This window comes from Bacillus sp. PK3_68, assembly GCF_003600835.1.
GTDB lineage: Bacteria > Bacillota > Bacilli > Bacillales > Domibacillaceae > Pseudobacillus.
The window spans coordinates 2,695,001-2,710,000 of sequence record NZ_NQYC01000001.1; the positions used below are offsets into that span (position 1 = coordinate 2,695,001).

Sequence of the window (15,000 nt, forward strand, 5' to 3'; positions counted from 1 at the left end):
CGCTGGGTAGCTATGTGCGGACGGGATAAGTGCTGAAAGCATCTAAGCATGAAGCCCCCCTCAAGATGAGATTTCCCATAGCGCAAGCTAGTAAGATCCCTGAAAGATGATCAGGTAGATAGGTTCGAGGTGGAAGCGTGGCGACACGTGGAGCTGACGAATACTAATCGATCGAGGACTTATCCTAAATGATACGCCTAACGGCGTCACACATGAAATGGCACGGAGTTGCCGGTTACTTGAACATATTATCCAGTTTTGAAAGAACAAACTCTTTCAACTTTATACAGTCTGGTGGCGATAGCGAAGAGGTCACACCCGTTCCCATCCCGAACACGGAAGTTAAGCTCTTCAGCGCCGATGGTAGTGGGGGGATTCCCCCTGTGAGAGTAGGACGCTGCCAGGCAATCCAAAAGAACAGCAGACGCTGTTCTTTTTATTTTTGTCTATATATAAACTCTTCAAGATTGCCTATCCCGAAGCTTCTCTTTTTGCTATTTGTATGACGAGCAGGATACAATGTACTCATAAACTAATGAAGGAGGAAATGAATGGATACCATTTATCATATCGATGTAACGGATAGTAAAGGTGAGTCGGTTTCAATGGCAGACTTTCAGGGACAAGTACTGTTAATTGTAAATACAGCTAGCAAATGTGGTTTTACCCCGCAGTTTAAGGAATTACAATCACTTTATGAGAAATATAAAGACCAAGGGTTTACCGTACTAGGTTTTCCTAGTGATGAATTTATGAATCAGGAATTTGATGAGCAGCAAAAAATTATTGAATTTTGCCAGCTTAATTACGGTGTTACTTTTCCTATGTTTCAGAAAACCCATGTAAAAGGGAAAAATATTCACCCTTTATTTAATTACTTAACTGCTCAGCAATCGGGACTGCTTACAGGCACAATCAAGTGGAATTTTACTAAGTTTTTAGTGAGCTGTGAAGGTACTGTGGTTCGCCGATACGCGCCGAAAACCTCCCCTCTGAAAATAGAAAATGATTTGCAAGGCTTATTGTAACCTAACGTTTTAAAGTGACTTTATTGTATGCCCTTATCTAAGTATTGTTCAACTAAGAGAGGGATTTTACACTGAGAGATGTGTAAAAACTGTTTGATTAAAGAGTATTCTTTTCCTGGAGCATGTTTTAATAATTCATACCACCACTCTGTTTCATACCTGGCAATCATACTAAGATTATAAAGCAAGGCATAATACACTAATAGCTCTGGATAAAAGGCTTCAAGTGTTTTATGACGGGAAAATACCCAATGGTTTGCTGTCATATCGAACCGGCATGGTGCCGGAGGAATCTCACTGGAGATTTTTATCCATACATCATTTTTGTGAGCCTTGTCCACTGTAATACAGCCGTTGGTTTTTTGCTCAAGAAAATCAGATAATCTTTTTTCCGTCATTTGGTAGTCATCTAAGATTTGTGACGGCAAACGATAAAGATCCATATTATGCTTTTGGAGCAAATGAAAAGGTTGTTCCCCTGTCTGGAAAGAAAATACACGTGCTAGCTCAGGGATTTGCATAAGCAAATCGCGCATATTCAATTTAAATCCTTCAAGGTGTTCCACGTGAAACATTTTTTCACTAAAGTGACCAAAAAGTCCATGGCGTTGAGTACGAATTTCATCCTTTAAGAAAGAGTAATTTTGCTTCTTTCTTTTTCTTGTAGAAAGGCCATGGGCCAAAACATGAACAGTTGCAGGATAGGATGGGTCTACTGCCAATAAACAAGCTTTTATATAATGGCTTAATCCATAAAAAATAAGAACTGGCTGAATGGATAGCGGTGACTGCGCTGACTGTCTTAAAAAAACATTGCCATGCTCCAGGCTATATATAAAACGAAGGCAATTGTTATAAGCTGCTTCCTCCGCGTTGGGTAAAGCAAGAAGATGATAAGATGATTGCAAGAACTTCTTAGCATCTTCTGTATTTTGGTAAGGCAGCAAAACATCCAAATGGTGTAGTAGTTGATTATCCATATTGACCTCCGAATATTCTAAAAAGTCTAACATATTGAACATACCTTGACAGTATTTTGTCCAATTGATAACCTACTAATAATATTTTTGACCAGGAGGCTCATAAAATGTGGGAAAATAAGTTTTCAAAGGAAGGGTTGACGTTCGATGATGTTTTGTTAGTGCCAGCTAAATCTGACGTCTTACCAAAAGATGTTAGTTTGCAAACTGCGTTGACAGACACGTTGAAATTAAACATTCCTCTTATCAGTGCCGGAATGGATACAGTAACGGAAGCAGAAATGGCTATTGGAATGGCCCGTCAAGGCGGACTAGGAATCATTCATAAAAATATGAGCATTGAACAGCAAGCTGAACAAGTGGATAAGGTAAAACGTTCAGAAAGTGGCGTTATTACTGATCCTTTCTTCTTAACACCAGAGCACCAAGTTTTTGATGCTGAACATTTAATGGGCAAATATCGTATTTCTGGTGTACCAATCGTAAACAATGAAGAGGAACAAAAACTTGTTGGCATTTTAACGAACCGTGATTTGCGCTTTATCCAAGATTATTCCATCCTCATTAAAGATGTTATGACGAAAGAAGATCTTGTGACAGCTCCAACTGGCACAACTTTAGAAGAAGCAGAAAAAATTCTTCAAAAGTATAAAATTGAAAAGCTCCCACTAGTGAATGAAGAAGGTAAATTAAAGGGATTGATTACAATCAAAGATATTGAAAAAGTAATTGAGTTTCCCAATTCTGCAAAGGATCACCAAGGACGTCTCTTAGTAGGAGCAGCAGTAGGCGTAACGAAGGATACAATGAAACGTATCGAAATGCTTGTAAAAGCGAATGTAGACGCCATTGTGGTCGATACCGCTCATGGACATTCAAGAGGAGTTATTGACACTGTAAGAGACATACGCGCTGCTTATCCGGATTTAAACATTATTGCCGGAAACGTAGCAACTGCAGAAGCAACAAGAGAATTGTTTGAAGCAGGGGCAGATGTTGTAAAAGTAGGTATCGGTCCTGGATCTATTTGTACAACGCGAGTAGTCGCAGGGGTAGGTGTCCCTCAAATTACCGCTATTTATGATTGTGCTACAGAAGCACGCAGGCAAGGAAAAGCCATTATTGCAGACGGCGGCATTAAGTATTCCGGAGATATTGTTAAAGCGCTCGCTGCAGGCGGACATGCTGTTATGCTCGGCAGTTTGTTAGCAGGAACAAAAGAAAGCCCAGGCCAAACAGAAATTTACCAGGGACGCCAATTTAAAGTTTATCGCGGCATGGGTTCTGTCGGTGCCATGGAAAAAGGGTCAAAAGACCGTTATTTCCAAGAGGATGCAAAGAAATTCGTTCCGGAGGGAATTGAAGGCCGTATCCCTTACAAAGGTCCTGTTTCAGAAACGATTTATCAATTAATCGGCGGTTTGCGTGCAGGGATGGGATACTGTGGAACTGAAAGCCTTACAAATCTACGCGAAGATGCTCAATTTATTCGAATGACGGGTGCAGGATTGAGAGAAAGCCATCCACATGATGTGCAAATTACAAAAGAAGCACCTAACTATTCTTTATCTTAAATTTATTAACTGTATGAGAGGCATGCTTTCCTTTCATACAGTTTTTTTGTTTTAGAGGAAAAAACTGAGCCATTTCTCTTCTATATTTCTAAAAGATGTTTGTGATACAATAACGAATGTGTGAATAAAAGATGGAGGGTTTATTAGTGAGGAATCAAATGTTCAAAAAAGGGATCGCTTTTATGCTCAGTTTATTATTAGTGGCTGGTCTTTGGCAGCCTCGTCCGAGTGTACAAGCAGAAGAACCCCTAAAGGTCAATGCTGCTGCTGCCATATTAATTGATTCAGAGACTGGACAGATACTGTATGAAAAGAATGCAGATAAAATGCTCGGTGTCGCCAGTATGACGAAAATGATGACGGAATATTTGTTATTGGAAGCGATTAAGGAGAAAAAAGTAACATGGGATCAAGAATATACGGTTAGTGAATACGTCTATAAAATTTCACAAGATCGTGGCTTATCCAACGTGCCTCTTCGTCTAGGAGAAAAGTATAATGTTCGGGAATTGTACGAAGCGATGACTATTTATTCTGCTAATGCAGCCACCATTGCACTGGCGGAAACCATTGCTGGATCCGAAGCGAATTTTGTAAAATTAATGAATAAAAAAGCGAAAGAACTTGGCTTAGAAAAATATAAATTTGTCAATGCCTCAGGACTAAGCAATAAAGATTTAAAAGGCATGCATCCAAGCCCGGGAACTCCTAAGGATGAAAACATGATGTCAGCTAAAACAACTGCTACATTAGCTTTTCATTTAGTGAAAGAATATCCAGAAGTACTTGAAACAGCTAGTATAACAAAAAAGAAATTCCGCGAAGGCACCGATGATGAAACGAACATGGAGAACTGGAACTGGATGCTTCCTTCTTTAGTATTTGCATACGAAGGGATGACAGGATTAAAGACTGGTTCCACAGATTTTGCGGGTTATTGCTTTACAGGAACGGCTGAAAGAGACGGTAAGAAATTGATCAGTGTGGTGATGGATGCTACTGATGACAAAGGAAAAGGAGACCATAAAGCTCGTTTCACAGAAACGAAAAAGCTGCTCGACTATGGCTTCAATCAATTCGATCGTAAAGAGGTTATTAAGAAGGGTGCTACGGTAAAAGGATACGAGTCAGCACCTGTAAACAAAGGAAAAGAAAAAGAAGTAGCAATGAAGGCAGGAAAGCCATTAGTTGTATATGTAGGAAAAGGGCAAAAAACGAACTATAATAAAACTTTCCGCATGGAAAGTTCGGAAAATGTCGATTCTAAAAAAGTCCAAGCACCGATAAAAAAAGGAAAAGTGGTTGGTTTTATAACGCTATCTCCTCAAAACGGATCTGAATTAAAATATATTGAATATAAAGAGAAGAATCATGCAGAAGTGCCGATGGTAGCGGCTAAAACAGTCGAAAAAGCAAATTGGTTTATTCTATCAATGAGAGCGATCGGCGGCTTCTTTGCAGGGATTTGGACAGCGGCAGTGGATACGGTAACTGGTTGGTTTTAATAAAAATCACCTTCTGTTCTTGACAGAAGGTGATTTTTCGTGTTTATTAATATTTAAGCAATACATAAAATTTTTGAACTAGTGAAAAAATTATATGCTGAAAAATAAACAATGACCATAGGGGGAGAAGAAAATGAATACAGGTACAGATCGTGTAAAACGTGGAATGGCAGAAATGCAAAAAGGCGGCGTTATTATGGATGTCGTCAATGCAGAGCAGGCAAAGATTGCAGAAGAAGCCGGGGCAGTAGCAGTTATGGCTTTAGAGCGTGTGCCTTCTGATATTCGTGCAGCAGGCGGGGTCGCTCGTATGGCAGATCCGCGTATCATGGAAGAAGTTATGCAGGCTGTTACAATTCCGGTAATGGCAAAAGCACGTATCGGCCACATTGTAGAAGCGCGTGTGTTAGAAGCGATGGGTGTCGACTATATTGACGAAAGTGAAGTGTTAACACCGGCTGATGAAGAGTATCATTTATTGAAAAGTGATTTCACCGTTCCTTTCGTTTGTGGGTGCCGTGATTTAGGCGAAGCAGCTCGTCGAATCGGTGAAGGAGCAGCGATGCTTCGTACAAAAGGAGAGCCAGGTACAGGAAACATTGTAGAAGCTGTCCGTCACATCCGTAAAGTAAATGCGCAAGTACGCAAAGTGGTCCACATGAACGAAGATGAATTGATGACAGAGGCAAAATTATTAGGGGCTCCATACGAAGTGTTATTAGAGATTAAACGTGAAGGCCGCCTTCCGGTCGTTAACTTTGCAGCAGGCGGTGTAGCTACTCCAGCAGATGCTGCTCTTATGATGCAGCTTGGAGCAGACGGTGTTTTCGTTGGTTCTGGTATCTTCAAATCAGATAATCCAGCAAAATTTGCTAAAGCAATCGTAGAAGCAACAACACACTATCAGGATTACAAATTGATTGCCGAGCTTTCAAAAGATCTTGGAACAGCGATGAAGGGAATTGAAATTTCTACATTAGAGCCAGCAGCTCGCATGCAAGATCGCGGCTGGTAATAAAAGGAGCAGATCGTATGTTGAAAATCGGTGTATTAGGACTTCAGGGAGCTGTTCGTGAACATATCCGCTCAATCGAGGCATCAGGAGCTGAAGGTGTTGTTGTAAAAAAAGCAGAACAGTTAGCGGAGCTGGACGGATTAATTCTTCCGGGCGGTGAAAGTACAACGATGCGCCGGCTCGTTGATCGATACGGATTTATGGAGCCGCTCAGAGAGTTTGGACGTCAAGGCAAACCGATGTTTGGCACATGTGCTGGATTAATTATGCTCGCAAATAGCATTGTTGGCTATGACGAACCGCATATCGGTTTAATGGACATTACGGTTGAACGTAATTCCTTTGGACGACAAAGAGAAAGTTTTGAGGCAAATTTAGCGGTTAAAGGGATTGCTGACTCCTACACAGCTGTTTTCATCAGGGCTCCACATATCGTCTCAGTTGGAGAGGAAACAGAAATCCTCGCTGAATATGAAGGCCGGATTGTTGCTGCAAGAGATCGGAATTTCTTAGCCTGTTCTTTCCATCCGGAATTAACGGACGATCATAGCATAACAAAATATTTTGTTCAAATGACTGAACAAGCAAAATTAGCACACGTTTAAGAATATAGATAAAGACTATTTTCAGTTCTCTGAGTTGATGAGACAACCAACAGAGAAAGAGAGTGTTTGTTCATAGCCAGGAACGCGGAAAAGCTTTTCTTTTCCGCGTTTTTATATAGGTGATTTTTGCTGGGCTTGCACCGGCGATAAGAATGTAGTACATTAATTTATATCAATTTTATACAGAAATCGATGACAGGAAGTAGTAACAGGTGGTCGTTCGATCAGAGAGCCGGTGGGTGGTGTGAACCGGAGGAAGACGCTTGTGAATCCGTCCTTGAGAGAAGCGCTGAATGAAATGTTGTAGTAGGCGTTTACGGTAAAACCGTTATTTTTTCGAGTGGAAAGCAGATCGCTTTCAACTAGGGTGGCAACGCGGGTAAAACTCGTCCCTTTTTTAGGGGACGGGTTTTTTGTATGCAAAAAACTAAAAGGAGGACATTAGTTATGTTAGATATCAAATTTTTACGCAACAATTTTGCAGAAGTGAAAAGTCGCCTGCAGCATCGAGGCGAGGATTTATCTGCTCTCAATAACTTTGAAGAGCTAGACCAACGTCGTCGTGAATTGCTTGTAGAGACAGAAGAGCTGAAGAGCAAAAGAAATAGTGTGTCTCAGCAAGTAGCTCAATTAAAACGGGAAAAACAGGATGCTGACCATTTAATCAAAGAAATGCGTGAAGTTGGCGACCGTATTAAACAATTCGATGAAGAGCTCCATCAAGTAGAAGAAAAATTGAATCATCTGCTATTAACGATCCCGAATATTCCACATGAGAGTGTGCCGGTCGGTGAAAGTGAAGATGATAACATCGAAGTCCGTACATGGGGAGAAGTGCCTCAATTTGATTTCGAAGCGAAGCCTCACTGGGAAATTGCTGATGAATTGAACATTCTTGATTTTGAACGGGCTGGAAAGGTAACAGGAAGCCGCTTTGTCTTCTATAAAGGCATGGGAGCAAAGCTTGAGAGAGCATTGATTAGCTTTATGCTTGATCTGCATACCGAAGAACATGGATACACAGAAATGCTACCGCCATACTTAGTGAACAGAACGAGTATGACAGGAACCGGACAACTGCCGAAGTTTGAAGAAGATGCCTTTTTAATCGAGAAAGAAGGTTATTTCCTTATACCAACATCTGAAGTACCGGTAACGAATTATCATCGTGATGAAATTTTGAGCGCTGAAGAACTGCCGATTGCTTATACGGCTTATAGCACCAACTTCCGCTCTGAAGCCGGCTCTGCCGGACGGGACACACGCGGATTGATCCGCCAGCATCAATTCAACAAAGTGGAGCTCGTCCGTTTTGTAAAACCGGAAGAGTCTTATAATGAGCTTGAAAAACTAACAGGCCACGCAGAGAAAGTATTGCAATTGTTAAAGCTTCCTTACCGGGTAATGAGCATGTGTACTGGTGATCTTGGGTTCACAGCAGCTAAAAAGTACGACATTGAAGTTTGGATTCCGACACAGGACACCTACCGTGAAATTTCATCTTGTAGTAATTTTGAAGCATTCCAGGCACGCCGTGCGAACATTCGTTTCCGCCGCGAGAAAAACAGCAAGCCGGAGCATGTTCACACACTAAATGGCTCTGGATTAGCAATCGGCCGTACAGTTGCTGCCATTTTAGAAAATTACCAGCAGGAAGATGGCAGTGTCATCATCCCTGAAGTGCTTCGTCCTTATATGAGAGGACAGGAAAGAATTTCTCATTAATTATTCTGACCAGAAGGGAAAGGTTCTCTTCTGGTTTTAATCTTGTTGACATATGTTTGTTTTTTAGTTGTATGGGCTTGCTGATCAGGCCATCTCTCAGCACATATATGCTTCGAAGAATAGGCGCTTTCAAGCGACCTAAATGTAACAAAAATAGACATTGCTTTCATTTTAAAAAGAATGTTGACATTATAAATAAATATATGATAAATTAATTCTTGTCGATACGGAGGAATACCCAAGTCTGGCTGAAGGGATCGGTCTTGAAAACCGACAGGCGGGTTAAACCGCGCGGGGGTTCGAATCCCTCTTCCTCCGCCATTATTGATAACAAGCGCATAAATTGGAGATAATGAAATCCGCTGCCTGTAGGCAGCGGATTTTTTTATCTTTATCTGAAAGTATTTTGTCCATATTCATCGATAAATTCGTCTACTTTTCTCGTGTCAGCGCTCAATACGGTTTGCATCATTTCAAGGGCATAATGATTATCTTTTTCTGTTTCTGAGGCGATAGCATCTCGAGGAACATAGATAGAATATTCTCTCATATAAGCGTCATTGGCTGTGAAGAATACGCAAATGTTGCCAGCGACTCCGGTAATGATAACAGAATCTACATCGAGCTGCCGTAACAGTGTGTTTAATGCCGTGCCATAGAAGCCCGAGTGTTTCGGCTTGATTAGGAAATAATCATCAGGTTCAGGCTTGATCTGTTGTATAATAGGTTCGCTGCGATCATTAACAGCGTGGCCCATTACTGTATTTAAGTCAGCCTTCCAAAGGCCGTAATGATCATTTACATAAATAACGGGAATTTGTTGTTGCTTACAAAACTTTTTTAACTTTACTACAGAGGAACAGATATCTGTTGTATTAGCGGCAAGTAAATCTCCCCGGGGGAAATCAAAATCATTAATTAAGTCGACTATTAATAAAGCATATTTTTTGCTTAATTCTGCCATGTGTACTTCCTCCTTTTTCTCTACCGTCATTTTTACCCCATTTCACTTAAAAGGAGACAGATTTATGAAAAAAAATGATGGATTTTATATGAAACTTGCCATCGAAGAAGCAAAAAAAGCTGCAGCGCTTGGCGAAGTACCTATTGGAGCGGTCATTGTCCTAAACGGCGAAGTCATTGCTTCGGCCTATAATCTACGGGAGACTACCCAGAATGCTGTTACGCATGCCGAGCTGCTGGCGATCGAAAAAGCATGCCAAAAAACAGGCTCCTGGCGTCTGGAGGGAGCTGAGCTCTATGTTACGCTGGAGCCTTGCCCAATGTGCAGCGGAGCAATTATTTTATCGAGGGTGGAGCGAGTGGTTTACGGCGCAAAAGATCCGAAAGCAGGATGTGCAGGCACATTGATGAATTTATTGGAGGATAACCGGTTTAACCACCAAAGCGAAGTTGTTTCAGGGGTGCTTGAAGAGGAGTGCGGTAGTCTGCTATCTAGTTTCTTTCAAGAGCTTCGCAAGAGGAAGAAGAAAGAGAAAAAAGAATGAAGGAACAGCAGAAAGAAGAAAGTGAAGAATAAATGCAACTGCTGTCCAGTATGCCTCTTATTTTATTGTTAAAAATAGGATGGGCATCTGATCTAGAGTATATATTGCTTTTTTTTCTGTAAAGGAGTATAATAATTTTTGTGTCAGGTAAATGATAAAATCATTTTCGGCACCTTAACTATATGGTATCAATCTTGCCGTGCTAGGTGGGGAGGTAGCGGTGCCCTGTACTCGCAATCCGCTCTAGCGGGACTGAATCCCTTCCCGAGGCTTGCTATACTGTAGGGTCTGCCTTAAGTAAGTGGTGTTGACATCCGGGTCCTGCGCAATGGGAACCCATGAACCATGTCAGGTCCGGAAGGAAGCAGCATTAAGTGGACTCTCTCATGTGCCGCAGGGTAGCCTGGATCGAGCTAACTGCTTAAGTAACGCTTATGGTTAGAAGTCGACGGAAGGTGCACGGCAGTTAAATTATGATAATGAAACAACTCATCCATTTTGGATGAGTTTTTTTATGAGAACTTTGAAAAAGCAAATTCGAATAAGGTATAATACTATTTATAGAAATGGCGGAAAAGGAGGGAAAAAATGAGCTACCAGGCGTTATATCGTGTATGGCGGCCGCAAAGTTTTATCGATGTTGTTGGGCAGGAACATATCACTAAAACATTGCAAAATGCCCTCCTGCAAGAAAAAATATCGCATGCCTATTTATTTTCTGGTCCAAGAGGAACTGGGAAAACGAGCGCTGCAAAGATTTTGTCAAAAGCGGTGAACTGTGAACAGGCACCAACAGCGGAACCATGTAATGAATGTGCCTCCTGCCGAGGGATTACAGACGGTTCTATTCAGGATGTTATTGAGATAGATGCCGCATCTAACAATGGTGTGGATGAGATTCGCGATATTCGTGACAAAGTGAAATATGCACCAAGTGCAGTAAAGTATAAAGTGTATATTATTGATGAAGTCCATATGCTTTCTACCGGAGCTTTTAACGCGCTTCTGAAAACACTGGAGGAACCACCAAGACATGTGATTTTTATATTGGCCACCACAGAGCCACATAAAATTCCTCTAACGATTATTTCTCGGTGTCAGCGTTTTGATTTTAAAAGAATTACGTCACAAGCCATTGTTGGGCGGATGGAGCTCATTATGGCGGAGAGCGGATTAGCTTACGATGAAAAGGCGCTGCCTATTATTGCAAGGGCGGCAGAAGGTGGCATGAGGGATGCACTGAGTCTGCTTGATCAGGCATTGTCTTACAGTGATGCTCAATTAACCGAAGAGGATGCCTTGACGGTTACTGGAGCGGTTGGACAAGGAATGTTAAATGAACTTGCGGAAGCTGTATTAGAGAACGATACGGCGGCTGCGCTTACTATTCTGGAAAAGTTATTGATGCAAGGAAAAGATCCTGCCCGTTTTGCTGAGGATTTCGTGCTTTATTTTCGTGATATGTTGCTCTACAAAACAGCGCCCAACCTGGAGGAGTCACTTGCCCGGGTAATGGTTGATGAAGCCTTCACTTCTGTAGCAGAAAAAATGGACTTGGAAAGTATCTATGAGAACATTCATATACTGAATGAAACTCAACAGGAGATGAAGTTCAGCAACCATGCCAGAATATATATGGAAGTAGCGCTTGTGAAAATATGTCAACGGCGTTCTTCAGGAGCAGTAGCAGAAATGCCGGCAGTCCAAGAACTAATTGGGCGCATTCAGTCACTTGAAAAAGAAGTGCAGCAGTTAAGAAGCCAGCCTGTTCAACAGGTGGAACAAGCGGATACACAAAGTGCGGCTAGGCGCCCGAGCCGGTCTTCAAACGGGTTTAAGGCACCTGTCGCTAAAATTGAAAAAGTGCTGTCTGAAGCGACCAAGAAGGACGTCCAACTTATTAAGAGTCGCTGGGGAGAAATGCTGGATATTTTAGGGCAGCGGCAAATGCGTTCACAAGCAGCTCTGTTAAATGATGCCGAGCCTGTAGCTGCTTCTCAGGAAGCTTTCGTGTTAAAGTTTAAATATGAAATTCATTGCCAGATGGCATTCGAAAATAAACGTTTTATCGATTCCATCTCTTCTGTGCTTCAAGAGTTGACAGGAAATATCTATCAGGTTGTGTGTGTACCGGAAGAAGCATGGCTTACCATCAGGCAGAATTTTATCAAGACACAAAAGAATGATAGTGATGAACAAGAAGTTGAGCAAACCGAAGATCCATTGATTGCTGAAGCATTAAAGCTTGTAGGGGAAGATTTGCTAGAAATCAAAGACTAATAAATAACTGGAGGATGATTACGATGCGTGGAATGGGAAATATGCAAAATATGATGAAGCAAATGCAAAAAATGCAAAAGAAGATGGCAGAAGCACAAGAAGAGCTCGCTGCAAAAGAATTTGAAGGCACAGCAGGGGGCGGAATGGTCACTGTTAAAATTTCTGGTCAAAAAGAGATTGTAGACGTTTTAATTAAAGAGGAAGCTGTCGATCCCGATGATGTAGAAATGCTCCAAGACTTGGTACTTGCAGCCACAAATGATGCGCTTAGAAAAGTGGAGGAAGAAACAAACAAGACAATGGGCCAATTTACAAAAGGGATGAACCTTCCTTTCTAGGAGGTTTTATAAACTATGTACTATCCTGAACCGATAACTAAGCTGATTGATAGCTTTATGAAACTGCCAGGCATCGGGCCGAAAACAGCGGCCCGTCTGGCGTTTTTTGTCCTAGATATGAAAGAAGAGGATGTTCTTGATTTTGGAAAGGCCCTCGTAAATGCCAAGAGGGATTTAACCTACTGTTCTGTTTGCGGGCATATTACCGACAAAGATCCTTGTGCCATCTGCGAAGATGAACGGCGTGATCGCAGTGTCGTTTGTGTAGTGCAGGATCCCAAAGACGTTATTGCCATGGAGAAAATGAAAGAATATAACGGTCTTTATCATGTATTACATGGAGCTATCTCTCCAATGGAAGGAATCGGTCCTGAAGATATCAACGTCCCGGATCTGTTAAAAAGATTACAGGATGAAACGATTAAAGAAGTTATCTTGGCGACGAATCCCAATATTGAAGGAGAAGCAACAGCTATGTATATTTCCCGCCTGTTAAAGCCATCCGGCATTCGGGTCACTCGTATTGCTCATGGTTTGCCAGTCGGCGGTGATTTGGAGTATGCCGATGAGGTAACCTTGTCAAAAGCACTTGAAGGCAGAAGGGAAGTATAGAAAAGATGTTTTTCCGAAAAAAAGCCAAGCTGCACGCTGCTTATAATGCCGAATTGATTCAACTTCTGGAAAGATCGAAACAAGAATGGTTTAAACATCGTGAATTGTTACGCTTGAGCTTTGAACCGAATGAAGAGCTCGCTGCCCAAACAAAAATGTATGAAGCCAGGTACTTCTTTTTATTTAGAGAAGCAAGAAAAAGAAACATCCGCATAAAGCAATAATCTCTTTCATATTCTTGAAATGTGGACAAACTTCATTGAGAGAATAGGAGAGAGGCCAATTGTACATTGCTGGAGGTGTGATTCTTTTTATCTTGTTGATCAGCCTAATAGCAGGCATGTCATCACCTGTGTCGCCGTTAAAGGTAATTGGTATTCTTTGTGTGAAGTTGGCAGTTGGTGCATGTTTTCTCTTTTTGTTGAATTCATTCAGCGGAGATTATGGCCTGCACGTACCAATCAATTTTGTTACTTCTGCGGTTGCCGGCATTTTAGGTGTCGCAGGTGTCGCATCCTTAGCGATCATCCAATTGTGGATTATCGGATAAGCAGTACGGATTTAGGCCGTGCTGCTTTTTTATTATCCTCTTACTTAATTATTTTTAAAAAAGTATTGACGGCTGCTAGCTGACTTGGTATATTAGAAAACGTTGCTGAAGAAAATAAACAGTTAATGAAAATAAAAAAAGTTGTTGACTTTTCATCAGGAACTTGGTAAGATAATAAAGTCGCTTGAGTGCGACGCAATAATTGAACATTGAAAACTGAACAAAATACATGCCAGTAAGTTAATTCTTATTTTTAAAACATGAGCAAGTCAAACATCTTTTTGGAGAGTTTGATCCTGGCTCAGGACGAACGCTGGCGGCGTGCCTAATACATGCAAGTCGAGCGGACTTGACGGAGCTTGCTCTGTTCAAGTTAGCGGCGGACGGGTGAGTAACACGTGGGTAACCTGCCTGTAAGACTGGGATAACTCCGGGAAACCGGGGCTAATACCGGATATTCTTTTTCTTCGCATGAAGAAGAATGGAAAGGCGGCTTTTAGCTGTCACTTACAGATGGACCCGCGGCGCATTAGCTAGTTGGTGAGGTAACAGCTCACCAAGGCGACGATGCGTAGCCGACCTGAGAGGGTGATCGGCCACACTGGGACTGAGACACGGCCCAGACTCCTACGGGAGGCAGCAGTAGGGAATCTTCCGCAATGGACGAAAGTCTGACGGAGCAACGCCGCGTGAGTGAAGAAGGTTTTCGGATCGTAAAGCTCTGTTGTCAGGGAAGAACAAGTACCAAAGTAACTGTTGGTACCTTGACGGTACCTGACCAGAAAGCCACGGCTAACTACGTGCCAGCAGCCGCGGTAATACGTAGGTGGCAAGCGTTGTCCGGAATTATTGGGCGTAAAGCGCGCGCAGGCGGCTTCTTAAGTCTGATGTGAAAGCCCACGGCTCAACCGTGGAGGGTCATTGGAAACTGGGAGGCTTGAGTGCAGAAGAGGAGAGCGGAATTCCACGTGTAGCGGTGAAATGCGTAGAGATGTGGAGGAACACCAGTGGCGAAGGCGGCTCTCTGGTCTGTAACTGACGCTGAGGCGCGAAAGCGTGGGGAGCGAACAGGATTAGATACCCTGGTAGTCCACGCCGTAAACGATGAGTGCTAAGTGTTGGAGGGTTTCCGCCCTTCAGTGCTGCAGCTAACGCATTAAGCACTCCGCCTGGGGAGTACGGCCGCAAGGCTGAAACTCAAAGGAATTGACGGGGGCCCGCACAAGCGGTGGAGCATGTGGTTTAATTCGAAGCAACGCGAAGAACCTTACCAGGTCTTG

General features: G+C 42.3%; 14 protein-coding genes, 1 tRNA gene, 3 rRNA genes, 1 other RNA gene and 1 other annotated feature (2 of these 20 only partly in view). Of the genes, 17 read left to right on the forward strand and 2 right to left on the reverse strand.

What is annotated here, in order from left to right:
• From CJ483_RS13610 to CJ483_RS13620, 3 genes are all read left to right on the forward strand, one after another.
• Positions 1-187, forward strand: a 23S ribosomal RNA gene (locus CJ483_RS13610); it begins 2,744 nt to the left of the window's first position.
• Between the two features lie 103 nt (positions 188-290).
• Positions 291-406, forward strand: a 5S ribosomal RNA gene (gene rrf / locus CJ483_RS13615).
• Between the two features lie 145 nt (positions 407-551).
• Positions 552-1,028: a glutathione peroxidase gene (locus CJ483_RS13620; RefSeq protein WP_120035781.1), complete on the forward strand. Its 477-nt coding sequence runs from the start codon at positions 552-554 to the stop codon at positions 1,026-1,028.
• 20 nt (positions 1,029-1,048) lie between these two features.
• Here CJ483_RS13620 and CJ483_RS13625 read toward each other — a convergent pair whose 3' ends face one another.
• The gene (locus CJ483_RS13625; protein WP_182917056.1) at positions 1,049-2,008 is read right to left on the reverse strand and encodes a YaaC family protein; all 960 of its coding nucleotides are present in this window, start codon (positions 2,006-2,008) and stop codon (positions 1,049-1,051) included.
• A 107-nt stretch (positions 2,009-2,115) separates the two neighbouring features.
• Here CJ483_RS13625 and guaB point away from each other — a divergent pair, with 107 nt between their 5' ends.
• From guaB to CJ483_RS13655, 6 genes are all read left to right on the forward strand, one after another.
• Entirely contained in the window at positions 2,116-3,582 is a 1,467-nt protein-coding gene (gene guaB, locus CJ483_RS13630; protein ID WP_120035783.1) for an IMP dehydrogenase, read from the forward strand.
• A gap of 158 nt (positions 3,583-3,740) precedes the next feature.
• Positions 3,741-5,087, forward strand: coding sequence for a D-alanyl-D-alanine carboxypeptidase family protein (locus tag CJ483_RS13635; RefSeq protein ID WP_142927248.1), 1,347 nt, complete (start codon positions 3,741-3,743; stop codon positions 5,085-5,087).
• Between the two features lie 133 nt (positions 5,088-5,220).
• Complete coding sequence (pdxS, locus tag CJ483_RS13640) at positions 5,221-6,102, forward strand: pyridoxal 5'-phosphate synthase lyase subunit PdxS (protein WP_120035785.1); 882 nt, start codon at positions 5,221-5,223, stop codon at positions 6,100-6,102.
• 17 nt (positions 6,103-6,119) lie between these two features.
• Positions 6,120-6,707 carry a pyridoxal 5'-phosphate synthase glutaminase subunit PdxT gene (gene pdxT / locus CJ483_RS13645; RefSeq protein ID WP_120035786.1) on the forward strand — a complete coding sequence of 196 codons (588 nt, stop codon included), beginning with the start codon at positions 6,120-6,122 and terminating at the stop codon, positions 6,705-6,707.
• Positions 6,708-6,890: 183 nt separating this feature from the next.
• Positions 6,891-7,104, forward strand: a binding site (T-box leader).
• 50 nt (positions 7,105-7,154) lie between these two features.
• Positions 7,155-8,432: a serine--tRNA ligase gene (serS, locus tag CJ483_RS13650; protein WP_120035787.1), complete on the forward strand. Its 1,278-nt coding sequence runs from the start codon at positions 7,155-7,157 to the stop codon at positions 8,430-8,432.
• Positions 8,433-8,660: 228 nt separating this feature from the next.
• A tRNA-Ser gene (locus CJ483_RS13655) sits at positions 8,661-8,753 on the forward strand.
• 70 nt (positions 8,754-8,823) lie between these two features.
• On the opposite strand, the gene CJ483_RS13660 is transcribed toward CJ483_RS13655, so the two are convergent.
• Positions 8,824-9,396 carry a cysteine hydrolase family protein gene (locus CJ483_RS13660; protein ID WP_120035788.1) on the reverse strand — a complete coding sequence of 191 codons (573 nt, stop codon included), beginning with the start codon at positions 9,394-9,396 and terminating at the stop codon, positions 8,824-8,826.
• Between the two features lie 64 nt (positions 9,397-9,460).
• Here CJ483_RS13660 and tadA point away from each other — a divergent pair, with 64 nt between their 5' ends.
• The 8 genes from tadA to CJ483_RS13700 all read left to right on the forward strand — a co-directional run.
• Positions 9,461-9,940 (forward strand): tRNA adenosine(34) deaminase TadA, encoded by a 480-nt coding sequence (gene tadA / locus CJ483_RS13665; RefSeq protein ID WP_120035789.1) that lies wholly within the window; start codon positions 9,461-9,463, stop codon positions 9,938-9,940.
• A 197-nt stretch (positions 9,941-10,137) separates the two neighbouring features.
• Positions 10,138-10,403, forward strand: an RNA gene (gene ffs / locus CJ483_RS13670) — signal recognition particle sRNA large type.
• Positions 10,404-10,528: 125 nt separating this feature from the next.
• The gene (gene dnaX, locus CJ483_RS13675; protein ID WP_120035790.1) at positions 10,529-12,220 is read left to right on the forward strand and encodes a DNA polymerase III subunit gamma/tau; all 1,692 of its coding nucleotides are present in this window, start codon (positions 10,529-10,531) and stop codon (positions 12,218-12,220) included.
• A gap of 23 nt (positions 12,221-12,243) precedes the next feature.
• Positions 12,244-12,558, forward strand: coding sequence for a YbaB/EbfC family nucleoid-associated protein (locus CJ483_RS13680; protein ID WP_120035791.1), 315 nt, complete (start codon positions 12,244-12,246; stop codon positions 12,556-12,558).
• 15 nt (positions 12,559-12,573) lie between these two features.
• On the forward strand, positions 12,574-13,170 hold the full coding sequence (gene recR, locus CJ483_RS13685; RefSeq protein WP_120035792.1) for a recombination mediator RecR: 597 nt from the start codon (positions 12,574-12,576) through the stop codon (positions 13,168-13,170).
• 5 nt (positions 13,171-13,175) lie between these two features.
• Positions 13,176-13,394, forward strand: coding sequence for a YaaL family protein (locus CJ483_RS13690; RefSeq protein WP_120035793.1), 219 nt, complete (start codon positions 13,176-13,178; stop codon positions 13,392-13,394).
• 59 nt (positions 13,395-13,453) lie between these two features.
• Positions 13,454-13,720: a pro-sigmaK processing inhibitor BofA family protein gene (locus CJ483_RS13695; RefSeq protein ID WP_259455653.1), complete on the forward strand. Its 267-nt coding sequence runs from the start codon at positions 13,454-13,456 to the stop codon at positions 13,718-13,720.
• Positions 13,721-13,998: 278 nt separating this feature from the next.
• Positions 13,999-15,000, forward strand: a 16S ribosomal RNA gene (locus CJ483_RS13700) (it continues 552 nt past the right edge of the window).

Coding starts and splice junctions, on each gene's coding strand:
- CJ483_RS13620 (WP_120035781.1), top strand. CDS start 552: ATGGATACCATTTATCATATCGATGTAACGGATAGTAAAGGTGAGTCG.
- CJ483_RS13625 (WP_182917056.1), bottom strand. CDS start 2,008: ATGGATAATCAACTACTACACCATTTGGATGTTTTGCTGCCTTACCAA.
- guaB (WP_120035783.1), top strand. CDS start 2,116: ATGTGGGAAAATAAGTTTTCAAAGGAAGGGTTGACGTTCGATGATGTT.
- CJ483_RS13635 (WP_142927248.1), top strand. CDS start 3,741: ATGTTCAAAAAAGGGATCGCTTTTATGCTCAGTTTATTATTAGTGGCT.
- pdxS (WP_120035785.1), top strand. CDS start 5,221: ATGAATACAGGTACAGATCGTGTAAAACGTGGAATGGCAGAAATGCAA.
- pdxT (WP_120035786.1), top strand. CDS start 6,120: ATGTTGAAAATCGGTGTATTAGGACTTCAGGGAGCTGTTCGTGAACAT.
- serS (WP_120035787.1), top strand. CDS start 7,155: ATGTTAGATATCAAATTTTTACGCAACAATTTTGCAGAAGTGAAAAGT.
- CJ483_RS13660 (WP_120035788.1), bottom strand. CDS start 9,396: ATGGCAGAATTAAGCAAAAAATATGCTTTATTAATAGTCGACTTAATT.
- tadA (WP_120035789.1), top strand. CDS start 9,461: ATGAAAAAAAATGATGGATTTTATATGAAACTTGCCATCGAAGAAGCA.
- dnaX (WP_120035790.1), top strand. CDS start 10,529: ATGAGCTACCAGGCGTTATATCGTGTATGGCGGCCGCAAAGTTTTATC.
- CJ483_RS13680 (WP_120035791.1), top strand. CDS start 12,244: ATGCGTGGAATGGGAAATATGCAAAATATGATGAAGCAAATGCAAAAA.
- recR (WP_120035792.1), top strand. CDS start 12,574: ATGTACTATCCTGAACCGATAACTAAGCTGATTGATAGCTTTATGAAA.
- CJ483_RS13690 (WP_120035793.1), top strand. CDS start 13,176: ATGTTTTTCCGAAAAAAAGCCAAGCTGCACGCTGCTTATAATGCCGAA.